Genomic DNA, 18,788 nt, shown 5'->3' on the forward strand with positions numbered 1-18,788 from the left:
GATCGTGCTCACCGCGAGAGTTCAAACTCGTTGCTGGCCTGCTCCCAGAGCCAGTTGAACAAGTCGCTTGGGCCGACTGCGCAGCAGCCTTCCTTCTCAACACCGTATTTCGGGTTACTGTCCTTGGAAAACTCACTAAGAAAAAAATCGAGCTTGCCGTTCGCACAATACCTGTAGCCCTGCACGCCTTCGCGCTGGCCACATTTGGAAAGGATGATCTGTCCGACCGCGCGTCCCAGGATCGCGCCTGCCCAGCTGTCGATCGGGAAATGCAGCCCTGCGACGGTCCGGTTGACCGCGATGCGCTCGGCGAGCTTGCTTATCAGCGCTTGCCGCTTCTTGAAATCGGCGTAGTTGTCGCTCCTGGACTCGACCAGCGCGTTCAGCACTTCCGCGACCGCGAACGCCTCGGTAGCGTGCGCGCTTGGGAAGCTCGCATGCGCGGGCGTCGGGATCATCGGCATGATCTGGGCGCCGATTCGATCGGGACGGCGGCAGGCCAGGTGATGCTTGACCACCATTGCGGTATGCGCGGCCAGCACCTGGGTGATCGCGATCAATTCGAACGTATAGCGGTTCGGCCCGCCCTGGAGGCCGAGCAGCATGACGAAATAGGGCGTCGGGAAGCCGAGCTGGGTCAGGATTTCCGGCGAGCGGTCCGGGCGCTGGTCCATATAGGCTCGCATCAGCGGGAGCTGATGCTGGAAGCACTCGATCGGCGGCTTCTGCACGTTGTAGAAATGACCGCTGCCGCCATAGCTCAGTGTCACGCGCCGGTCCTCATCGCACGCCTTCCATTTCAGGTCCCCCAGGTAGTCGCTCAGATACAACGACGCCCGAACCCAGTCCGCCCACAGGGCCATGTTGCCGGGCGCCGAGAACGTCAATTCTCCAGGCGCGCTGCCCGCCGAAGGCGCGTTGGCGACATGGCTGATCGTCTGCTCGGTGATCTCCAAGCCCTGCACCATCAGCGGATCGTAGACGGGGTCCGCACCGGCGCCGACGAATAAGCCGAGACCGGTCACGGTGAGGTTGCCGAGGCCTCCCAATCCTCCGAGACCTCCCAACCCTCCGAGGCCCCCCAATCCTCCCAATCCGCCGAGCCCACCAAGTCCCCCAAGTCCGCCCGTTCCCGACATCGACGTTGCTCCGTTGTGTTTCTTAAGGAATACCGGCCGCGCGCAGCGCGGCGGCAACGCGGCGGCCGATCTCATGATCGCCGGCCGGGTGTTGGCGCAGATAGCTGTCGATTGTAAATCCGGGCTGCCTGCGCAGGATCTCGCGTGCGACCGCGCGCGCCTCGGCATCGCGGCCGAGATGATGGAGCGCCGTCAGTCTGGTGCGGAGCGTCGAGGAGTGACGATCGTGGCGCGCCAGTGAACGGTCCGCAAAAACGAGGGCTTCGTCGTAACGGCCGGCGGTCACCAGAGCGGTCGCACTCAACGACTCGTAGTAGTACTGGAACGGATCAATCGGCGACAGACGCCGCGCCTTCTCAGCCGCCGCCACCGCCGCATCCGCCTCGTCGCTGAACGCATGCAGCGCACCCTTCAGAAGCCAGGCCAGCGACTCGTTGGGATTGGATCGCAGCGCGGCGTCATAGCGCTCACCGGCGACGTCCATGCGCCGCAGCAGGTTGTTCTGAGCAAATCCGTCGATGGTGAGACAGAACGCGCTCTCCGGATTGATATCGAGGGCGCGCGCCGTGCTGTCGATCGCAGTCCGCGTATCCCTTGCAGGATCGCTGCTCCATCGATTGAACACACTTAGCACATGCCATTTCGCGAACCAGGCATGTGCTTCTGCCGCGTTGGGCGCTCTTCGCAGTGCCTCCGCGATCAACTCGCGAGACCGCGCGAAGTCGCGCAGTCCCGGGCGATGCATGAGACCGACCCCGGCCACCAACAACCGATGATCCTCGAGGTCGGAGAGGCCTTGACCGGCGATATGTTTGATCGCATCTTCGGCGAGCGTGCTACCGATGGTGCGCACAATTTCCACGACGCCTTCCGAGCAGCGGCCGAGGTAATCGCTCGTCGGCCCGGCGAACTGCCGTGTCCACAGAATGCGGCCTGATACGGTGTCGACAAAATCGGCGTCGAGGATGATTTCGCTGCGATTGACACGCATCGTTCCCGCCACGCAATAGTCGACTGCCAGTCGAGACCGCACGGTTGCCACATCCACGGTCCGGTGGTCGAGCGCCCGGCTCGACCAATGCGAGATCACCGCGATGAGGTTGGAACGGCAAAGCGAACGGCACACTTCCTCGGCGAGCCAGTCTCCCAAGGTGACATCGCCGGCCGTTGCTTCGATTGAACCGGCATTGATGGCGCGGAACGGCAGCACGGCGATCAACGGGAGCATCGGTGCGCTCGGCGGTTGTGAGCGTGTGCTGTAGAGCGAATAGACCTGCTGGGGATCGAGACGTACTGCCGTCAGCCAGCGATTGAAGCCTTCTTCTCGCAGGTTGATTCCTTCGAGGAACTGGCCCGCGCCCGGCCGACCGATGAAAGAGACTTGCGACAGGTCGAGCGCAAGATCGGCGTTGCTGCTGCTGAGAACCTTTGCAAAACAATCGCCCATGATTTGCCTGAGATCGGATAAGGCCCGCCTCAAGCTTTGCCGGCCGGTGTCATAGCAGGCCGTGCCCCACAACGTCTCCTGCAGGAACGCCCGCGTGCGGCGACCGAAAGGTGCGGTCGCAAGAAGAGCAAACAGTGCCCGGTGCTTGGCACCCGTGATCTCGAAGCCGCCGGGCTGCGCGGACCGTACTACACAGGCCCCGAAGAGATTGATCTCAATGCGCTTGGTCGACACAAAGGAAACCCTCGAAAATTAATCAACCTAAAACTGCATCAAGCTAGCACTGCGCCCGACGAAGTCCAAGCGAGTTCACGTTTATTTCACACCATTGGTGAGCAAACCTGCACTAGCTTCCAAAGTCATGATCGACGAAGAAGACCAAAGGCCAACCGGTCGGGACGAGCGATGCTCGCCCCCGCGCGATCTGATCGAGTTCTACCATCGCTGGAGCGAATATCGCCCTTTTGTCACCCGGCTCGCGAGCCGATCCGATCTCTCTTCGTCGGAACGGGAAGTGCTTGGCTGGCTGATCCTGCTTGCCGACCGCATCGGGAAGCACGATCTTCAGACGTGAGTGAAAAGCTCAACGAAGACTCGGTGTCGCGAAGTATCCACACGAGCACATGAAAACTAGTGTAATCCATCCCGCCCCTCAGCTGGCCCGATGCTCGAAGAGATCAACTGATAAGCTTTGCGACCAAAGCTTATCAATCGTGAACTGACTCCGCTTTGTTAGAAAGCCTGTGAGTTGGCGAACTCCCCTCTAGTCGGTATGCGCGATAGGAACGCCATTCGTCGCCGACCAAATTGTCCCGGGTCGCTTCATGGCGGCCCCCGTCCTTGACACGATCCCGATTACTTCAGGGACTCGCTGATCGCGTTAGTGGTCTTTTGGACGACCTCAATCAACGCCTCTTCGCGCAACATTGCCATACGCCTTAGATCACCGATTAACGTCAGACTGCCGATCACGTCGCGATCTCCGCCGAAGATCGGCGCCGAGATGCCCTCGATGCCGCTGTTCAACTCACCCTTGGTCAGGCTGTAGCCGGCCTTACGGATGCTCAGCATCGCCTCGTAGAACGTCTGCCAGTCCTGTGCGAGCGCATCCTTGTCGCCATTCGCCCGCGCCTCCTCATGGAGCTTTCTCAACCTCGCCGCGGGGAGGAAGGCGACGATCGACTTGGAGCTGGAGCCACGAAATAGGGGAAGCGGTCGGCCACGCCCGAATTTCAGCGTTCGGCCAAAGCCGCCGGTCTCAATATGGACGGTGATGATCGCTCGTCCATACAGCTTGCTGAGGAGAACCTCGAGCCCGGTCTGCCTGGAGAGCTCGGCCATCGGCTCAGCCGCGGCCACGATCACGGGATCGCATTCCCTGATCTGTAGGTCGAGCTCCATGATCCGCGGCCCCAAGGCAAATCCGCCCTTCCAGCGGATGAGGAGACCAGCATTCGTGAGCTGCTTGACGTAACGGTAGGCCGTGCTGGTGGGCACGCCGGCCCGCTCCGCAATCGCCTCGGCCGACAACACGGGCTGGGCACGACTGAAAAACTGGAGAGTCCCCAACATGCGGGACAGACTCGATCCGCCGTCGTCACGCTTGCTGACTTTGCTGTACTTCGCGGCCGGCTTGCGAGTTTTGGCCTGGCTCCGGGCTCCAGACGCCTTCCTCGCCTTCTTGCTGATCATGCTCAACCTCCCGCGCCCGGGGGTAACCCAAATTGCAGGTTGTGTCGAGACGCCGTGCCGCGCTCGAAGAACCTCGCGCAACGAGGCTCAGTTCAGGTGGAGTCCGGTCTGCTTCAGTATCTCGCTGGTGTTGATCCAGGACTCGTTCCAGACCTCCGTTTCCTGCCCCGGAGCGATCGTCATCTCCTGAAGGCCGAGTTCGCGCAGCTTGTCGCGCATCTCCGGTTGACGCATGATGGCGCCGATCTTCTCGCGCAGATCCGCGGTGACGCCATCCGGCAAGCCGGCCGGCGCGAAGATGGCGAACCAGCCGGAGTTCTCGAGCCCGGCGATTCCCCTCTCCTGGAAGGTCGGGACATCGGGCAGACTGGCGAGGCGCTCCTTGCCCGTGATCGCAAGCGCGCGAAGCTGCTTTCCTTCGACGAAGCTGCTGATGCCGGCCACTGTCAGAAACACGCTGTTGATGGTGCCACCGAGCAGATCCGTAACGGCGGGCGCGGAGCCCTTGTAGGGGACATGGACGAGCCGCACCCCGGTGCGGGACGCAAGCAACGCACCCATCAGATGCGGAGACGAATGAACGCCGAACGTGCCGAAGGTCAGTTCGACGTCCTTCCTGTTCAGGAACTGCTCGAGCGTCTTGTACTCCGAGGTTGCGTTCACGGCGAGAACCAGCGGCGTGCCGGCGAGGATCGCCACCAGCTTGAACTTGCTCCTCATCGCGTCCGCGGCCGCACGGTCGGGCAGCAGCAGGGGTGCGATGACGTGGGTCGAGTTGCTCCCGAGCATCAGGATTTGGCCATCCGGCTTGGCTTTCTCGACGAACTGGCTGGCCACCAATCCATTGGCGCCGGGCCTGTTGTCGATGAGGACCGTCTGCTTCACCGCTGTGCCGAGCTTGTCGGCGACGAGGCGGGCGAGAACGTCCGTACCGCCGCCAGCTGCAAACGGCACGACCAGAGTGACCGGACGGCTCGGTGCAAAGCCGGGCGCGGCGGCCTGAGCATGCGCCTGTCCCGGAAGGCTCCACGACATGAGCGTGGCGAGCGCCATGATCACAAGGCCGCAGCGCCGGCTCATCCGCCGCGCGTACCCTGTGCAGGGATATTGCTGCGCCGGCGACGTCGGCAAAGGCAATCCGGTGGACGGCTTCATCTTGACTCTCCCTGCAGCGCAGGCCTTGGCCCTGCGGCGTCGTGCGGTTTCGGCCTCGCCATCATCACATCACCGCCTCGATCAGAAAGGGACCGCCTTGCGACAATGCCGTGCGGGTCAGTTCGGCAAGATCGCCAGCGGTGTGCGCGCGGGCTGCCGGGACGCCGAAACCCCGGGCCAGTCCGACCCAGTCGAGCGCGGGGTCCTCCAGACTGGTCAAGCGGTGCGGCACCGGCGCATCGGGATTCATCCCGGCCCGTCCGAGTTCGACACGCAACACGCCGTAGTTCTTGTTGGCGCAGAGGATCGTGACGACGTTCAGTCTCTCGCGCGCCTGCGTCCACAAGGCCTGCACGGTGTATGCCGCGCTTCCGTCACCCTGGAGATTGATGACTTGCCGATCGGGACAGGCCAGCGCGGCCCCCGTCGCGACGGGCATGCCCTGACCGATTGCGCCCCCGGTGTTGGTGAGCACCGTATGCGGCCTCGCCGCGGCTGCCGTCGTGAAGAAGAACGGCGTCGTGGTCGCGCCTTCCACCGCCACGATGGCCCTCTCCGGCATCAGCTCCGCGACGGTCTGCGCCATCACGGATGGATCGAGGCGCAGACCGTGCTCGGGAAGCGAGGGGACCGATATGGCGAATGGAGGTATCGGCTCAACACCGAGTGCCTGCGCCAGCGCCACGATCGCCCCCTCCGCATCGCCGCCGGGATCAGCGAGCGTCTCGACGCTCGTGCCCGGACGCACCAGTTCGCTGGGAAGACCCGTCTTGCCAAAATAGGCAATCGGCGCCCGGGCGCCGACGAGCAGCACGCATTCGGCATCCTTCAGCGTTTCGATTCCCATCTCGGGGAAATAGGGGAAGCGGGGAATCACCGGCGTATCGCCGCCGCGATCCCAACGGGCCGGGAAAGTCTCGGCGAAGACGCGGGCTCTGGTCGTGGCGGCAATGGACGCGGCAGCTCTCTGCCCCGCCGATGTCATCGCCCCTGCACCAAGCAGAATGATCACCGCCTTCCGGCTCCTGAGCACGCGCGCGGCAGCTTCGATCCGCTCGCCATCGCACGCCTCGATCTTTCGCGGCGACAGCGCCGGAATCCCGGGCCGTTCGTCGAACACATGTTCCTGCACGTCGGTCGGGATGACGACAGTGCTGATCAATCCGCTCTTCGTCGCGCCAATCGCCGTCACGGTCTCGTCGATACAAAGCTGCGGCGTCCCCAGATAGGTGTAGTGACCTGACACCGGCGTCGCCAATGATTTGATGTCGCTGGCCAGCGGCGCATCGAATGGCAGATGCCAGGTCGCGTGATCGCCGATCAGGTTGAGCATGGGCGAGCGGGCGCGGCGCGCGTTGTGCAGATTGGCGATGCCGTTGGCGAAGCCGGGTCCGAGATGCAGCAGGGTCGCAGCCGGCCGCCCCAGCATGCGCGCGTAGCCGTCGGCCGCGCCGGTGCAGACACCCTCGAAAAGACCGAGCACACTCCGGATCCCGCTGGCGCGGTCGAGCGCATCGACCAGCGCGAGTTCCGTTGTACCCGGATTGGCGAAGCAGATGTCGATCTGGTTCTTCGCCATTGCGGCGACAATGGCATCGGCGCCGTTCATGACTGTTCTTTCTGCTGGCGGCTGCATGTCATACCGTCGCGATCGGGCTCACCGGCGATCCGACGGCGCCCGGAAGCGCCAGCGGCGGTGCGGTTAGCAGGAAGCGGCTGCGTCCTTCGGTCCTCAGCCACAGTGCGAGTTCGTTGAGCCGCCAGAGCTCGCCGAGGTGGATGCCGTTCTTGAACAGGCAGTGATGATGCAGCGGCAGCATCGCGTGTCGGCCGCTCGAGCGCGAGGATTTCGGCATCAGTTCGACGGCGAAATTGTCCGATATCAGCGCCGCTATTCCCGTCTCGCTGATCCAGTTCAGCAATTGCTCGTCGCCGCCGTCCAGCCCCGCACACGAATTCAGCAGGACCTCGCCGACCGGCTGCTTTTTCATGCCGAGGATGAGCGTGTCGAGACCGGTGTAGAGACACACCATGTCGCCCCGTTCGATCACCACGCCATCCTGCTTCAGGATGGTCATCAGGTCGGCGAAGGTCACGGCGTGGTTGTCCTGACCATAATGCTTGTGGAGGTCGACCATGACGGCGCGGCCCTGGACGCCGTGCTGCGCGAGATTTTCGATGCCAAGCGCCTCCGCGCTGGGACCCTCGTAGCTGTCCCACTGGATCGGGCCCGTTGCCGCGGGCGCCGGCTTGATGTCGGTGCCGGCGCGAAAACCGTTGTAGAAGACGATCTCCTCCGTTCCATCGTCATCTGCGTCGAACTCGGCGCCCACATGCGCAAGGCCGTCCCATTGGGTCGAATATTGCGTATGGATCAGGGCGACGTCGTCGCTGAACACGTCGCAATAGAGCGGGTTGTCGCGCGAAGCGGCATGACAGAAACACTGCGCCCCCTCGTTCTTGCCGCCCCGCAGCGTCGCGAAGCGGCGCGGCGGGTGCCGCCGCGGATGCAGCGCGGTGCCGCCCGGATAGTCGAGCGGCAGCGACAGACAGAAGGTGCGGCCGTGGCGGACCTCGGCGAGTCCCTTCCTGACCTGCTCGGGACCCACAAGGTTCATGGCGCCCAGCTGATCGTCGGCGCCGAATGCGCCCCAGTTCGAGCCGGCAGGCCGCTTCTTCCATCGCATCGACATCATCCACCTCGCCCGTTCAGCTGCCGCGACGGCGAAGTTCTTCCGCCTCCGCAGCGCGAGCCGCCTTGACGCTCGGCCGGCTCTCGATCCGATCGATGTATGCGACCAAATGCGGCCAGGGCGACAGGTCGAGCTTGTGGATGCGGCTCCAGGTGATGATCGTGTACCCGTAGGCATCGGCGACCGTGAACTCGTTGCCGGCCAGGAACGGCCGACTCGCAAGCTCCTCGTTCAACCAGGCGAACCGCTTCGCCAGATTCTCGATCGCGATGTCGCGATAGGCCGGCGGCGTGGTCGGCCTGAACAGCGGCGTGAAGCCCTTGTGTAGCTCCGAGCTGATGAAGCTGAGCCATTCCAGCACACGGTAGCGGGCGATGTTCGCCCCGGACGGAAGAAGCTTGTTGCCGGGCTTCGAATCCGCGAGGCACTGCACGATCACGGTGCCTTCCGTCAGAAACTGGCCGTCATCGAGGCCGAGCGTCGGAACCTGCCCTTTCGGATTGATCTTGAAGTAGTCGCTGCCGTCCTGAAGCTTCTTGGCGCGCACATCGATCCACTCGAGCGCAAGCGGGATGTCCAGCTCACGGGCAACGATGTCGACGGCGAGCGAGCAGGCGTGGGGGGTGAGATAGAGTTTCATTGTTCTTCCAGTTCGTGACGGGATGATTGACGGCGATCAGTCGATCTTGATGTTGCGACGCGCGACGATGTCGCCATACTGCTTGCGGCCCTTTTCGATGAGCCGCGCCAGATCCTCCGGCGTGCTGTAGGCCGCATCGAATCCGCGCAGATCGAGCGAGGCGCGCAATTCCTTGGACTCCAGAGCCTTCTTCATCGCGGCATTGAGAGTCGCGACGATGTCCGGCGGCAGCCGCGCCGGGCCGAGCAGGGCAAAGAAGCCGACGATGGCGAGGTCCGGCAATCCGACTTCGTTCGCCGTCGGCACCTCGGGAAACAGGGGATGACGGGTGTCGCTGGTGACGAAGAGCGGCTGGAGCTGGTGAGCCTGGATCGCGCCGACCAGGGGCGAGAGGACCTCGTCCATCAACTGGGCTTCGTTCTTGGTGACCGCGTCGCGCGCCGACGCTCCGCCCCGGTAGGGCACATGGGTGAGTTGCGTGTCGGTCGAGGCCTGGAAGATCTCGCCGAGCAGATGATTGCTGGAGCCCACGCCGGCGGAGGCAAAGTTGAGCTTGCGCGGCTGCTGCTTCGCCAGCGCCACGAAATCGCCGACCGACTTCACGCCGATGCCGGTGGAGGCGACGAAGATGAAGGGTTGCGTCACGCCGAGGCTGATCGGCGTGAGGCTGTGGACATATTTCTGGTCCGCATAGAGCACGGGGGAGACCGTGAGCGTGCTGCCACTGCCCCACAGCAGCGTATAGCCGTCCGGCGCCGCCTCGGCGAGCCGCCGCGTTCCGGGGCGGCCACCTGCGCCGGGACGGTTCTCGATGATGACCTGCTGACCGAGAATGCCGGTCAACTCCTGCGCGACCAGACGTGCCGAAATGTCCGATGAGCCACCGGGCTCGAACGCGACGATGATCGTGATCGGCCGACTGGGGTAGGTGCCGGCGGCACCGGCCGGCCGTGACGACAGACCAAGACCGACGAGCACGACGGCGAGGAATTGCAACGGGCCGATTGCCAGCAGGTTTCGACGGTTACGATCGCTCGCCTGATTGCCGCGCAACGCTTTCATCCGCATGACCCATCCGATCCATTGACCGACTATGAATTTTATTACATTATGAGAAATAGTTCAGGTGTCAATCGTCATCGTGATGACAGGAGCGATTATGATGCGGAAACTCGGATGGACTGCGCTGCTGGTGACCGCGTTGCTCGCTTCAAACGCGCATGCTGAGTCAAATTATCCCTCGAAGCCGATCACGCTCGTCGTCGCATTTGCGCCCGGCGGAGGCACCGACACCGCAGCACGGCTCGTTGCAAAGGACCTCGCGACCGAACTTGGGCAACCTGTCATCGTCGAGAACCGGCCCGGTGCGGGAGGCGCGATCGGCGCCGTGGGTGTGACGCGTGCTGCGGCCGACGGCTACACGCTGCTGTTCGGCTCCGGCTCCGAGCTCGACGTCCTGACCGCCGTCAAGGTCAAGGCGCCGTATGATCCCCTGAAGGATTTCACTCCTATCACCGAGGTCGGCACCGTCTCCTTTGTGCTCGCGGCAAGCCCCTCGTTGAACACGACGAGCGTTGGCGAGTTGATCGCCTATGCGCGCGCCAATCCCGGCAAGCTCAATTTCGCGTCGTTCGGCATCGGTTCGACCAACCACCTGATTGGCGAAGCCTTCGCCCGGAAGAATCATCTCTCGCTCGTTCATGTGCCCTACAAGGGAAGCGCTGCGGCGGTGACCGACCTGCTCGCAGGACAGGTCCAGCTCGCCTTCGACACGGCTTCGGTGATGATCCCGCTGATCCGCAGCGGCAGCCTGAAGGGGCTCGCGACCCTGTCTCCGGAGCGCACGCCCCTGGCGCCTGAATTGCCGACCATGGCCGAAAGCGGCCTTCCCGATTTCACCTTCGAGGGGTGGCTCGGCGTGCTCGCGCCGCGCGGCACACCCTCGGCGATCGTCGAGCGGCTCCACGCGGCGCTGGTGAAAGTCTTGCGGATTCCCGCGAACGTCGAGACGCTGCAACAGCGTGGCGTGAAGGTGGTGGCAAGCACGCCGGCCGAATTCGGCGCCTTCATGCAGGCGGACGTCGCCAAATGGGGCGAGATCGCCCGTGCCGCGGACATCAAGATCGAATGAGATGGAAGGGGCCGGGACGGAAAGATCCGTCCCGGCAACCACACCGGCGAAGGCTCCGCCGGCGTCAGGACCAGGACGTCGATAGTCCACGTTGCTGCGTCAGGAAATCCTGCAGCACGGTATTGAATCCCGCCAGATTATCGTCGTGGACGTAGTGGGTGGCGCCCTCCACGTCGGCGCGTCGGATGCGGGCATTGCGGCGGCACATCTCGTCGGCGGTGGCCGCCGACAGGAAGTCGGACTTCGCACCGCGGATCAGCAGCGTCGGCATCTGCAGCGCCTCGACATGCGGCCACAGATCGACGATCTTGCCAGGGGCAGCAGACAGCCGCGACCTGGCGATGCCGGCTGCATCGTGACACCAGGTCACCGTGCCGTCGGCGCCCTGCTTGAGGGAATGCGTGACACGCGATTGCAACGCCTCTTCCGAGATGTCGGGCCTGATGCGCCGCCAGAACGCGGCAGCTTCGTCCCAGGTCGCGAACGAGGACGGCGTTTCGTTCAGTTCGCGCCGGATGCGATCGGCCCCGCCTGAGCTTGCCGACGCCCCCGGCCCCATGTCTTCCACGACGAGCGCCGCCACGCGGTCGGAATGACGCGCGGCGTAGACGAACGCATTGGCGCCGCCCATGGAATGTCCCAGCAGCACGAAACGTCGCAGCGCCAGATGGTCCGCCAGCGCTTCGAGATCGCGGACGTAATCTTCCGTGTAATAATCGCCCTTCGGATCCCAATCGCTCCGGCCGCGGCCGCGCTGGTCGAGCGCGACGATGCGCCAGTGATCGAGCAACGGGAGCGCCACCGGCTCCCACGTATGGGCGTAGCTGCGCAGCCCGTGCAGCATGACGATGGCTGGCTTCTCCGGAGAGCCCCATTCCACGAAACGCAGATTGAGGCCGTCGCTGGCGAACCATCCCTCGGCCGGCGACGAGGACATCGGCTTTGCGGAGGAGGGCATCAATGCAACCCGTCTTCGCCCTTGATGTCCTCGGCCCGCAGCCCGCCGAGCCGCGCATGCAGGCGTCCCCGGCTTGCGAACGCAAACGCAATGACGACCTCGTCCGGGGACGGCGCGTCCGCGAACAAGGTGGTTACGGTGTCGTAGTGAGATCGCACGTAGAGCGCGTCCTTGTGCGCGAGCGGGATGTCGATCGACGTCCCCGGACCGCCGCGCTTGCCGCTGGAGGGAATCCACGACTTGCCGCCGCCCACGGCGTCGCGGACCGGATCGGCGAAGATGCTGGTGAGGAACGCGTTGCCGTGCTCGTATTCGCCGGCCGAACCGACGACCGCCGCCTTGCCGTAACTTTGGATGCCGTCCTCGCCGACAAGCGCCGCTACGCGCCGGGCGAACTCATGTCCGAGCGCGACCGAATTGGGGACGATCAGATCCATCGTCTGGCTGAACTGACCCGCGTAGGGGTTGGCGATGGCGGCCGCGAGCACGTACTTCCGCAGCGGCGGACCATCCGCGAGTTGGCCGCTCTCGTTGGCGAGACTTTCATCGATTTGGGTGTACCATTTGCGGATGTGGAATCCGGCAAGATTGGCCGCTTTGCCCGAGGCTTGCTTACTCAAGATCCAGTCCTCTCATACGTCCGACTTCGCATGCGCCTTGAGCGGCGCGGCCACCGGCGTCCAGGCGACGGCCGTGATCTCGCTGAAATCGCGCCACTCCTTGTCCCAGCTCTTGCCGGCGTCCTTCGAGGTGAACAGATGGCCGTATTTGGTGCCGGCGTAGATCAGTTGCGGATCAGCCGGATGGGCGCCGAAGGCCCACACGGTCGAATTCGGCGTCTGCTTCAGCTCCGCCGTCCTCCAGGTCTCGCCCCGGTCGTTCGACCTGTAGATGCGCGTCTTGATGCCGGGCGTGCCGTCGCCGATGGCGAGCAGCAGGGCGTTCTCATCGCCCGGAACGGGCAGGACCGTCCGTGTGTAGTACATCCCGTCGAAGCGCTCCTTCGACGGCTTGCCCGTCCACGTTTTGCCGTCGTCCACGCTGCGGTAGACGGTGTTCACCGTCAGCACGAATGTCGTCTTCGGCGACGACGGCGTTGCCGGCATGATGGAGATCGAGTGAATGTCCGAGTGACGGATCGTGCGGTCCTCGCCGTCGAGACGCTCCCAGCTGCCGCCGGCGTCGCGGCTTCGCCACACCCCGCCCTCTTCGAGCCCGAACCAGACCTGGTTGCTGTCGTCGGGATCGACGCAGGCCGTCAGCAGCCGCGGACGGTTCACGCCTGCACAGAACTCCGGAAAGTCCTCGACGATCTGGCTGAACGTCTCGCCCGAGTCGGTGGACTTGTAGAAGCCGGCACGCGACGGCGCTCCTGTTCCGGCGTAGATCACGGACGGATTGTTCGGGTCGACGGCGAGCGACCACACCGTTTTTCCTGCGATCGCGCCGCGGGACTGCCGCCAATGCGCACCCGCATCGTCGCTGAGACACACACCGCAATCGGCGCCGGCATAGACGCGCTCCGGGCGCGCCGGATCCACGGCGAGCGAGCGGACGATGCCGTCGAATTCGATCGGCCCGCCCAAACCCAGACGATGCCAGCTCTTGCCCTGGTCGTTGCTGCGCAACATTCCCTGGCCGGCGGTTGCAACGATGATCGTGGAGTCCATGAGCTTATCCTGTTTGTTTTCTCATATTATGATAATTACCACAGGCTACGTGGTTGTAAAGTAGCCGGAAAGGCGGGCTGGCCATCGTTGGCCCCGTTTGCCGCCGGGCGACTATTCGATCTTGATCCCGGACGCCTTCACCACCTGCGACCAGCGATCGATGTCGGCCTGCATGAAGGCGCGGAACTCGTCCGGCGTGGTCTCGCCGACGGTGATGTCCCTGCGGCCGAACTCCGCCTTGATCGACGGGTTCGCCAGCACCTTGTTGATGGCCGCATTGAGCCGCACGACGACCGCAGGCGGCATGCCGCGCGGTCCCACAACGCCGGTCCAGCCGACGGTCTCGAGAGGTACGCCGCTTTCCGCAAGGGTCGGAACGCCGGGCGCTGCGTCGGACCGTGATGACGACAGCACCGCCAACGCCTTCAGCTTGCCGCCTTGCACGAGCGGCATGACGACCGTGGTCGTGTCGAAGGTGAGCTGGACGGCACCTCCGATCAGATCCGTTACTGCGGAGGCACTCCCCTTGTACGGCACATGCAGCAGCTTGGTGCCCGACTTGCTCATGAAGAGTTCGGCGAGAAGCTGATTTTGCGATCCGACGCCAAAGGAGGAGAAGGACAGCTTGCCCGGCTCGGCCTTCGCGAGCGCAATCAGTTCGGCGACGTTGTTGGCGGGCACGGAGGGATGCGCGGCGAGCACGAAGGCAACTGTGCCCACCCGCGCGATCGGCTCGAAATCCTTCATCGTGTCGTAGGGCGGCGTGATCTTGACCACGGGCAGCACGGTCAATTCCGACACCGTCCCCAACAGGAGCGTGTATCCATCGGGCGGAGCTTTCGCGACGAAAGTGGCGCCGATGGCACCACCCGCCCCGGCCCGGTTCTCCACGACGACAGGCTGGCCCAATTCTTCCGACAGTCCTTTGGCGACGAGGCGCGCGGAAATGTCGGTGACACCGCCGGGGGCGAAGGCGGCGACCAGCACGATCGGCTTGGTGGGATACGGCGCCTCGGCATGCGCCGCTCCGATGCCGATGCACAATGCGAGGACAACGCGGATGAACGACAAGAGAACCTCCGATGTGAGACTTCGACGTGGGTGTTGGAACGACAAGCAGGTGAATGGCCGGAACTCCGGCGACGCTGGAACTACGAGGCGCTGGCCTTCAACGCCCGTTCCGCCTCCGCGCGCTCCGCGGCTTTCGCCGCGATCACGCTCTCGCGCCGGCTGATGCGCTGCAGATAGGCCTGCAGATGCGGCCATGGCGACACGTCGATGTGCTGATATTCAGTCCACATCACGATCGTGTAGCAATGCGCGTCGGCAATCGTGAACGTGGGTCCGGTTAGATACTTCCGGTCGGCCAGATGATCGTTCAGCCATTTCAGGCGGGCCAGCACGAGTTGCCGCGCAATCGGCCGGTAGTCATCCGGCGTGACCTTCTTGATCAGCGGCATGAATCCACCCTTGTGAAGATCGGACGCAACGAAGCTCATCCACTCCATGATGCGGTATCTGGCCAGCGTCCCGGCCGGGGCGCAGAGGTCGCTGTTCGGCCGCATGTCCGCCAGGTACTGCATGATGACGGCACCTTCGGACAGGAATTCGCCGTTCGGCAATTCGAGCGACGGCACTTGCCCCTTGGGATTGACCTTGTAGTAGTCGGTCCCGTCCGGCAGCAGCTTGCGCGGGACGTCGACCCAGATCAGTTCGAGCGGAATGTCCAGTTCGCGCCGGACGATGTCGACCGCGAGGGAACAACCTCTGACTTCGTGATAGAGCTTCATGCGGAATCCTCGATGACTGCGTGTTGGATGGCCGTCGCTGCCCTGTGTCGTGCGATGGCCGAGGTGGGCGTTGCCTGCATCACGGCTGCACCATGGCGGCAGGCCCCTCCTCGGCAAGCCCGCTACGCCGGCCGGATCTCAAGGCGTTGACCACACCGAGCGTCGTCAATCCGACGACCAGAGCCAGCAAGGTTGCGCTGATCGGACGCGTCACGAAGACCTCGAAACTGCCGCGGCTCAGCAGCATGGCCCGGCGGAAATTCTCCTCGAGCATGGGCCCCAGGATGAACCCAAGCATCAGCGGGGACGGGTCCAGCGACAGCCGCATCAGGATGTAGCCGGCAAAACCGAACGCCACCGTGACGAAGATGTCGTTCAGATTATTATTGATGCTGAACGTCCCGATGCAGCAGAAAAAGAGGATGCTGGGGAAGAGCACGCCGTAAGGAATTTTGAACACCGACAGCCAGATCCGCACCAGGGGCACGTTGAGAAGCAGCAGGAAGCAGTTGCCGATCCACATGCTCGCGACCAGTCCCCAGAACAGATCGGGGTTCTTCTCGATCATGTTCGGTCCCGGCTGGACGCCCTTGATGATGAATGCGGCCATCATCAATGCGGTGACCGCATTCTCGGGAATGCCGATGCTCATCAGCGGGATGAAGCTGGTGCGGGCGGCCGCCTCGTCGGCAGCAGCAGGACCGGCCACCCCTTCGATGGCGCCGCTGCCGATCTCCCGTCTGTACTTGCTCACCTTCTTCTCGAACGCGTAGGACACGAACTGGGCGACGGTCGCTCCGCCACCGGGCAGCACACCCAGGATCGACCCGACCACGCTGCCGCGCAGCGCGCTCGGCATGATCCGCTTGAAGTTGGCCCAGCTCGGAATGAGATGAATCTCGCCGTTGAAGGGGGATCGTTCCTCTCCCTCGTCGAGATTCTTGGTGATCTCGGCGATGCCGAAGCATCCGAGTGCGACGCTCACCAGATTGATGCCGTCGTAGAGCGTGTCGAGGTTGAACGTGAAGCGCTGGACGCCGGACTGGACGTCCGTCCCGACCTGGGCCAGCAGCACGCCGACGAAGCACATCGCAAGCCCGTTGAGGACGCTTCCGGTCGTCACAACGCTCACACACATGAAGCCGAACAGCATGAGCATGCAGTAGTCAGCAGGTCCGAGCATGAACGCGACCCGGCCGAGCAGAGGGGTCAGCCAGGCCAGCACCACGATCGCGACGGTGCCGCCGATGAAGCTCGATATGCCCGCCGTGAACAGCGCAAGACCGGTCTGGCGCTTGAGTGTGAGCTGATAGCCATCGATGCAGGTGACGATGCTGCTCGCGTGCGGGATCTTCATGGTGATGGCGCTGACGCTGTCGCCATATTGTGCGCCGTAATAGATCCCGGCGAGCATGATCAGCGCGCCGTTGACCGGGATAGAATAGGTGAGCGGGAGGAGCAGGCTGATCGTGGCCAGCGGTCCGAGTCCCGGCAGCAGCCCGACGAGCGTGCCGACCACGCAGCCGATGGCGCAGTACATCAGGTTTTGCAGGGTGAGCGCGTGCTCGAAACCCATCAGCAGGTTTTGTAGGACGTCCATCAGTAGAGCCCGATGTTGAGGCCGAGCAGGGACTGCATGGCAAAGGCGACCGCGATCAGCGCGAGCGAAACCTGGAGATTGCGCCGCCAGGAGTAGGACGTGCCGGCCAGCCCGGTGATGAAGACCAGCGCGACGATGCCGGCGAGTACGCCGAGGGCTTTCGACACCAGCACGAAGCCGACCAACCCGCCCAGCACCAGCGAGATACGCCGCCAGCCGATCTGCAACGGCACCGCGGCATCGTAGCGCGACCGGACGATCATCATAATCGAGACGATCAGGAGCAGCGTGCTGATCATCAGCGGAAACAGGCCGGGGCCCGCATCGCTGAGATCGCCGATCGAATAGCGGAACGAACCCGCCCCGAAACCGAGGGCGAGTCCGGCAAGAAGCAGTGCACGGACCAGATTTCTATTCAAGGCGGCCTCTCCAGGCATGAGAAATCAGTCGGCGAACCGGAAGCACGCAGCAAGCGCGGCGTGCAGCCGTTCCGTCGGGGTGTCGCATTTGATCGCAACTCGCCGAGAGAGCGCGTCACGGACGTCGAGTGAACAAGGCGGCGCTGCGGAAATCCATCCGCGTCTGTCCGCGTTCGCGCAGACCAACGACGCAATCATCGGGTGACGGATCGACGAGAGCAGGCAGACAACGAGCTTCGGCCCGTCCGGAAAGTCCCTCCTTCAGCGATGTCTGACATCCGCCATGAATTATATTTTTATCAGAATGTAATAATTTTCTTATGTCAAGGCTCATTTTGCGGGCTTTCTGCTGCCCTTCGCGGCAGCAAAAGGATGTCCTCTCGCACCCGATCCGACGACGGACGCCGTGATCTTCGTTCAGCGCGACGGCGCCTCCGGGTGATCCCAAGCCCCCGGCCCCGACAGTTCTCGACAAGTGTCGCACGGCAGGACGGGACATCTCCCGGCCAGGCCGCACTGTCGTTGCGCGTGGCCGGGTTGCAGAGCTTCGAAACACGTGCTGAACAATCTGCGAAGCGTGAGGAGATCATCGCATGCTTCGAGCAAATCTCGATTGAGCGGTGCAAAGACATGACCCCTTCGGAACGCATCAAGACATTCAATGCCAACCGGTCGCCGGCCTGGACGCTGCTCGGCATCGGGGTCATCGCCTACGAGGAGACTGCCAACCGCGTCGCGATCGACTTGAACGCCGAACAGCGTCACTGCCATTCGATTGCAGGCCATCCCAAGGGCGGGATCGTCCAGGGTGGAATCGTGACGGGCTGGCTCGACGTCGCGATGGCGACGGCCTGCCTGGTCGACGGCATGGAGGACACCACGGTTGCCAGCTTGGAGATCAAGGTCACATTCCTGCTGCCGGCTCATCCAGGCCGGTATCGCTCCTACGGGACGGTCATCCGCCGCGGTCGCAGCATCGGCTTCATGGAGGCGGAACTCCTGGATGCGCAGGGTAAGCTCATTGCGCGAGCAAGTTCAACCGCAGCGGTCCGGATCAAGAACCACACCGCATCCACCGCAACTTAGCTCGTATCGAGCTGTGCCGACTCAAAAGCTCGGCGATATCAGCAATCGTGCAGCCGCTGCGGACCGCGAGGGTTCGGCAGAGGATGCCGATCATGCACACTTCGCTCTGGCCAACAAAGATCTAGCGCGCAGCAGCGCCTACAAACTATGACGAAAGCTGCCTGTCCCCAAATGTGAGTCGGCACGGCGTTGCCCCCGTCTGATAGCAGTAAACGAGGGGGTCCATCCCGGATTCGAACAGTGAAACGGTCATCCATGTTGCCGAATATGCCGCGCCGTCACCGCTAGCAGTCTGCTGAAAAACCGGCAAATTCGTTGCTGATTGGCGTTTGGGTTGGACCTTGGTCGGAAGTTTGATGTCGGAGCGG

The 18,788-nt window shown here is 63.5% G+C and carries 19 protein-coding genes; 3 read left to right on the forward strand and 16 right to left on the reverse strand.

Annotated elements, in window-relative coordinates; genetic code table 11:
- Positions 1-8: 8 nt before the first annotated feature.
- Together UNPF46_RS15605 and UNPF46_RS15610 are read right to left on the reverse strand one after the other, a co-directional pair.
- Positions 9-1,049, reverse strand: a complete 1,041-nt coding sequence (locus UNPF46_RS15605) for a phosphatase PAP2 family protein (RefSeq protein ID WP_246668665.1) — start codon at positions 1,047-1,049, stop codon at positions 9-11.
- A 112-nt stretch (positions 1,050-1,161) separates the two neighbouring features.
- Positions 1,162-2,820 carry a tetratricopeptide repeat protein gene (locus tag UNPF46_RS15610; protein ID WP_142250583.1) on the reverse strand — a complete coding sequence of 553 codons (1,659 nt, stop codon included), beginning with the start codon at positions 2,818-2,820 and terminating at the stop codon, positions 1,162-1,164.
- Between the two features lie 127 nt (positions 2,821-2,947).
- On the opposite strand from UNPF46_RS15610, the gene UNPF46_RS15615 reads away from it, so the two are divergent.
- Positions 2,948-3,160 carry a hypothetical protein gene (locus UNPF46_RS15615; RefSeq protein WP_142250584.1) on the forward strand — a complete coding sequence of 71 codons (213 nt, stop codon included), beginning with the start codon at positions 2,948-2,950 and terminating at the stop codon, positions 3,158-3,160.
- A gap of 281 nt (positions 3,161-3,441) precedes the next feature.
- On the opposite strand, the gene UNPF46_RS15620 is transcribed toward UNPF46_RS15615, so the two are convergent.
- The 6 genes from UNPF46_RS15620 to UNPF46_RS15645 all read right to left on the reverse strand — a co-directional run bounded on the left by UNPF46_RS15620 (position 3,442) and on the right by UNPF46_RS15645 (position 9,834).
- The gene (locus tag UNPF46_RS15620) at positions 3,442-4,278 is read right to left on the reverse strand and encodes an IclR family transcriptional regulator (protein ID WP_181769948.1); all 837 of its coding nucleotides are present in this window, start codon (positions 4,276-4,278) and stop codon (positions 3,442-3,444) included.
- Positions 4,279-4,365: 87 nt separating this feature from the next.
- Positions 4,366-5,433 carry a Bug family tripartite tricarboxylate transporter substrate binding protein gene (locus UNPF46_RS15625; RefSeq protein ID WP_142250585.1) on the reverse strand — a complete coding sequence of 356 codons (1,068 nt, stop codon included), beginning with the start codon at positions 5,431-5,433 and terminating at the stop codon, positions 4,366-4,368.
- Positions 5,434-5,497: 64 nt separating this feature from the next.
- Entirely contained in the window at positions 5,498-7,042 is a 1,545-nt protein-coding gene (locus tag UNPF46_RS15630) for an acetolactate synthase large subunit (protein ID WP_142250586.1), read from the reverse strand.
- Positions 7,043-7,070: 28 nt separating this feature from the next.
- Positions 7,071-8,120, reverse strand: a complete 1,050-nt coding sequence (locus UNPF46_RS15635) for a cyclase family protein (RefSeq protein WP_349628172.1) — start codon at positions 8,118-8,120, stop codon at positions 7,071-7,073.
- 22 nt (positions 8,121-8,142) lie between these two features.
- Positions 8,143-8,766 (reverse strand): glutathione transferase GstA, encoded by a 624-nt coding sequence (gene gstA / locus UNPF46_RS15640; RefSeq protein ID WP_142250588.1) that lies wholly within the window; start codon positions 8,764-8,766, stop codon positions 8,143-8,145.
- A 36-nt stretch (positions 8,767-8,802) separates the two neighbouring features.
- The gene (locus tag UNPF46_RS15645; protein ID WP_142250589.1) at positions 8,803-9,834 is read right to left on the reverse strand and encodes a Bug family tripartite tricarboxylate transporter substrate binding protein; all 1,032 of its coding nucleotides are present in this window, start codon (positions 9,832-9,834) and stop codon (positions 8,803-8,805) included.
- 94 nt (positions 9,835-9,928) lie between these two features.
- Here UNPF46_RS15645 and UNPF46_RS15650 point away from each other — a divergent pair, with 94 nt between their 5' ends.
- Positions 9,929-10,897, forward strand: a complete 969-nt coding sequence (locus tag UNPF46_RS15650; protein WP_142250602.1) for a Bug family tripartite tricarboxylate transporter substrate binding protein — start codon at positions 9,929-9,931, stop codon at positions 10,895-10,897.
- A gap of 64 nt (positions 10,898-10,961) precedes the next feature.
- Here the strand turns inward: UNPF46_RS15650 and UNPF46_RS15655 are convergent, their stop codons facing one another.
- From UNPF46_RS15655 to UNPF46_RS15685, 7 genes are all read right to left on the reverse strand, one after another.
- A complete protein-coding gene (locus UNPF46_RS15655) occupies positions 10,962-11,855 on the reverse strand; it encodes an alpha/beta fold hydrolase (protein ID WP_142250590.1) in 894 nt (297 codons plus the stop codon).
- Complete coding sequence (locus UNPF46_RS15660) at positions 11,855-12,475, reverse strand: amino acid synthesis family protein (RefSeq protein WP_142250591.1); 621 nt, start codon at positions 12,473-12,475, stop codon at positions 11,855-11,857. The genes UNPF46_RS15655 and UNPF46_RS15660 overlap by 1 nt, the downstream gene beginning before the upstream one ends.
- Positions 12,476-12,487: 12 nt before the next feature.
- On the reverse strand, positions 12,488-13,525 hold the full coding sequence (locus UNPF46_RS15665) for a WD40/YVTN/BNR-like repeat-containing protein (RefSeq protein ID WP_142250592.1): 1,038 nt from the start codon (positions 13,523-13,525) through the stop codon (positions 12,488-12,490).
- A 111-nt stretch (positions 13,526-13,636) separates the two neighbouring features.
- Positions 13,637-14,596, reverse strand: a complete 960-nt coding sequence (locus UNPF46_RS15670; RefSeq protein WP_181769949.1) for a Bug family tripartite tricarboxylate transporter substrate binding protein — start codon at positions 14,594-14,596, stop codon at positions 13,637-13,639.
- A gap of 80 nt (positions 14,597-14,676) precedes the next feature.
- Positions 14,677-15,315, reverse strand: a complete 639-nt coding sequence (gene gstA / locus UNPF46_RS15675) for a glutathione transferase GstA (RefSeq protein WP_142250594.1) — start codon at positions 15,313-15,315, stop codon at positions 14,677-14,679.
- A gap of 79 nt (positions 15,316-15,394) precedes the next feature.
- Entirely contained in the window at positions 15,395-16,915 is a 1,521-nt protein-coding gene (locus UNPF46_RS15680) for a tripartite tricarboxylate transporter permease (RefSeq protein WP_142250595.1), read from the reverse strand.
- Positions 16,915-17,334 carry a tripartite tricarboxylate transporter TctB family protein gene (locus UNPF46_RS15685; RefSeq protein ID WP_210248336.1) on the reverse strand — a complete coding sequence of 140 codons (420 nt, stop codon included), beginning with the start codon at positions 17,332-17,334 and terminating at the stop codon, positions 16,915-16,917. Before UNPF46_RS15685 ends, UNPF46_RS15680 begins: the two co-directional genes overlap by 1 nt.
- 537 nt (positions 17,335-17,871) lie before the next feature.
- Here UNPF46_RS15685 and UNPF46_RS15690 point away from each other — a divergent pair.
- Entirely contained in the window at positions 17,872-18,420 is a 549-nt protein-coding gene (locus tag UNPF46_RS15690) for a PaaI family thioesterase (RefSeq protein ID WP_181769950.1), read from the forward strand.
- A 145-nt stretch (positions 18,421-18,565) separates the two neighbouring features.
- On the opposite strand, the gene UNPF46_RS38115 is transcribed toward UNPF46_RS15690, so the two are convergent.
- The coding region (locus UNPF46_RS38115) for a hypothetical protein (protein WP_210248337.1) at positions 18,566-18,788 on the reverse strand (223 nt) is incomplete at its 5' end.

The organism is Bradyrhizobium sp. UNPF46 (assembly GCF_006658625.1).
Lineage (GTDB): Bacteria > Pseudomonadota > Alphaproteobacteria > Rhizobiales > Xanthobacteraceae > Bradyrhizobium > Bradyrhizobium nitroreducens.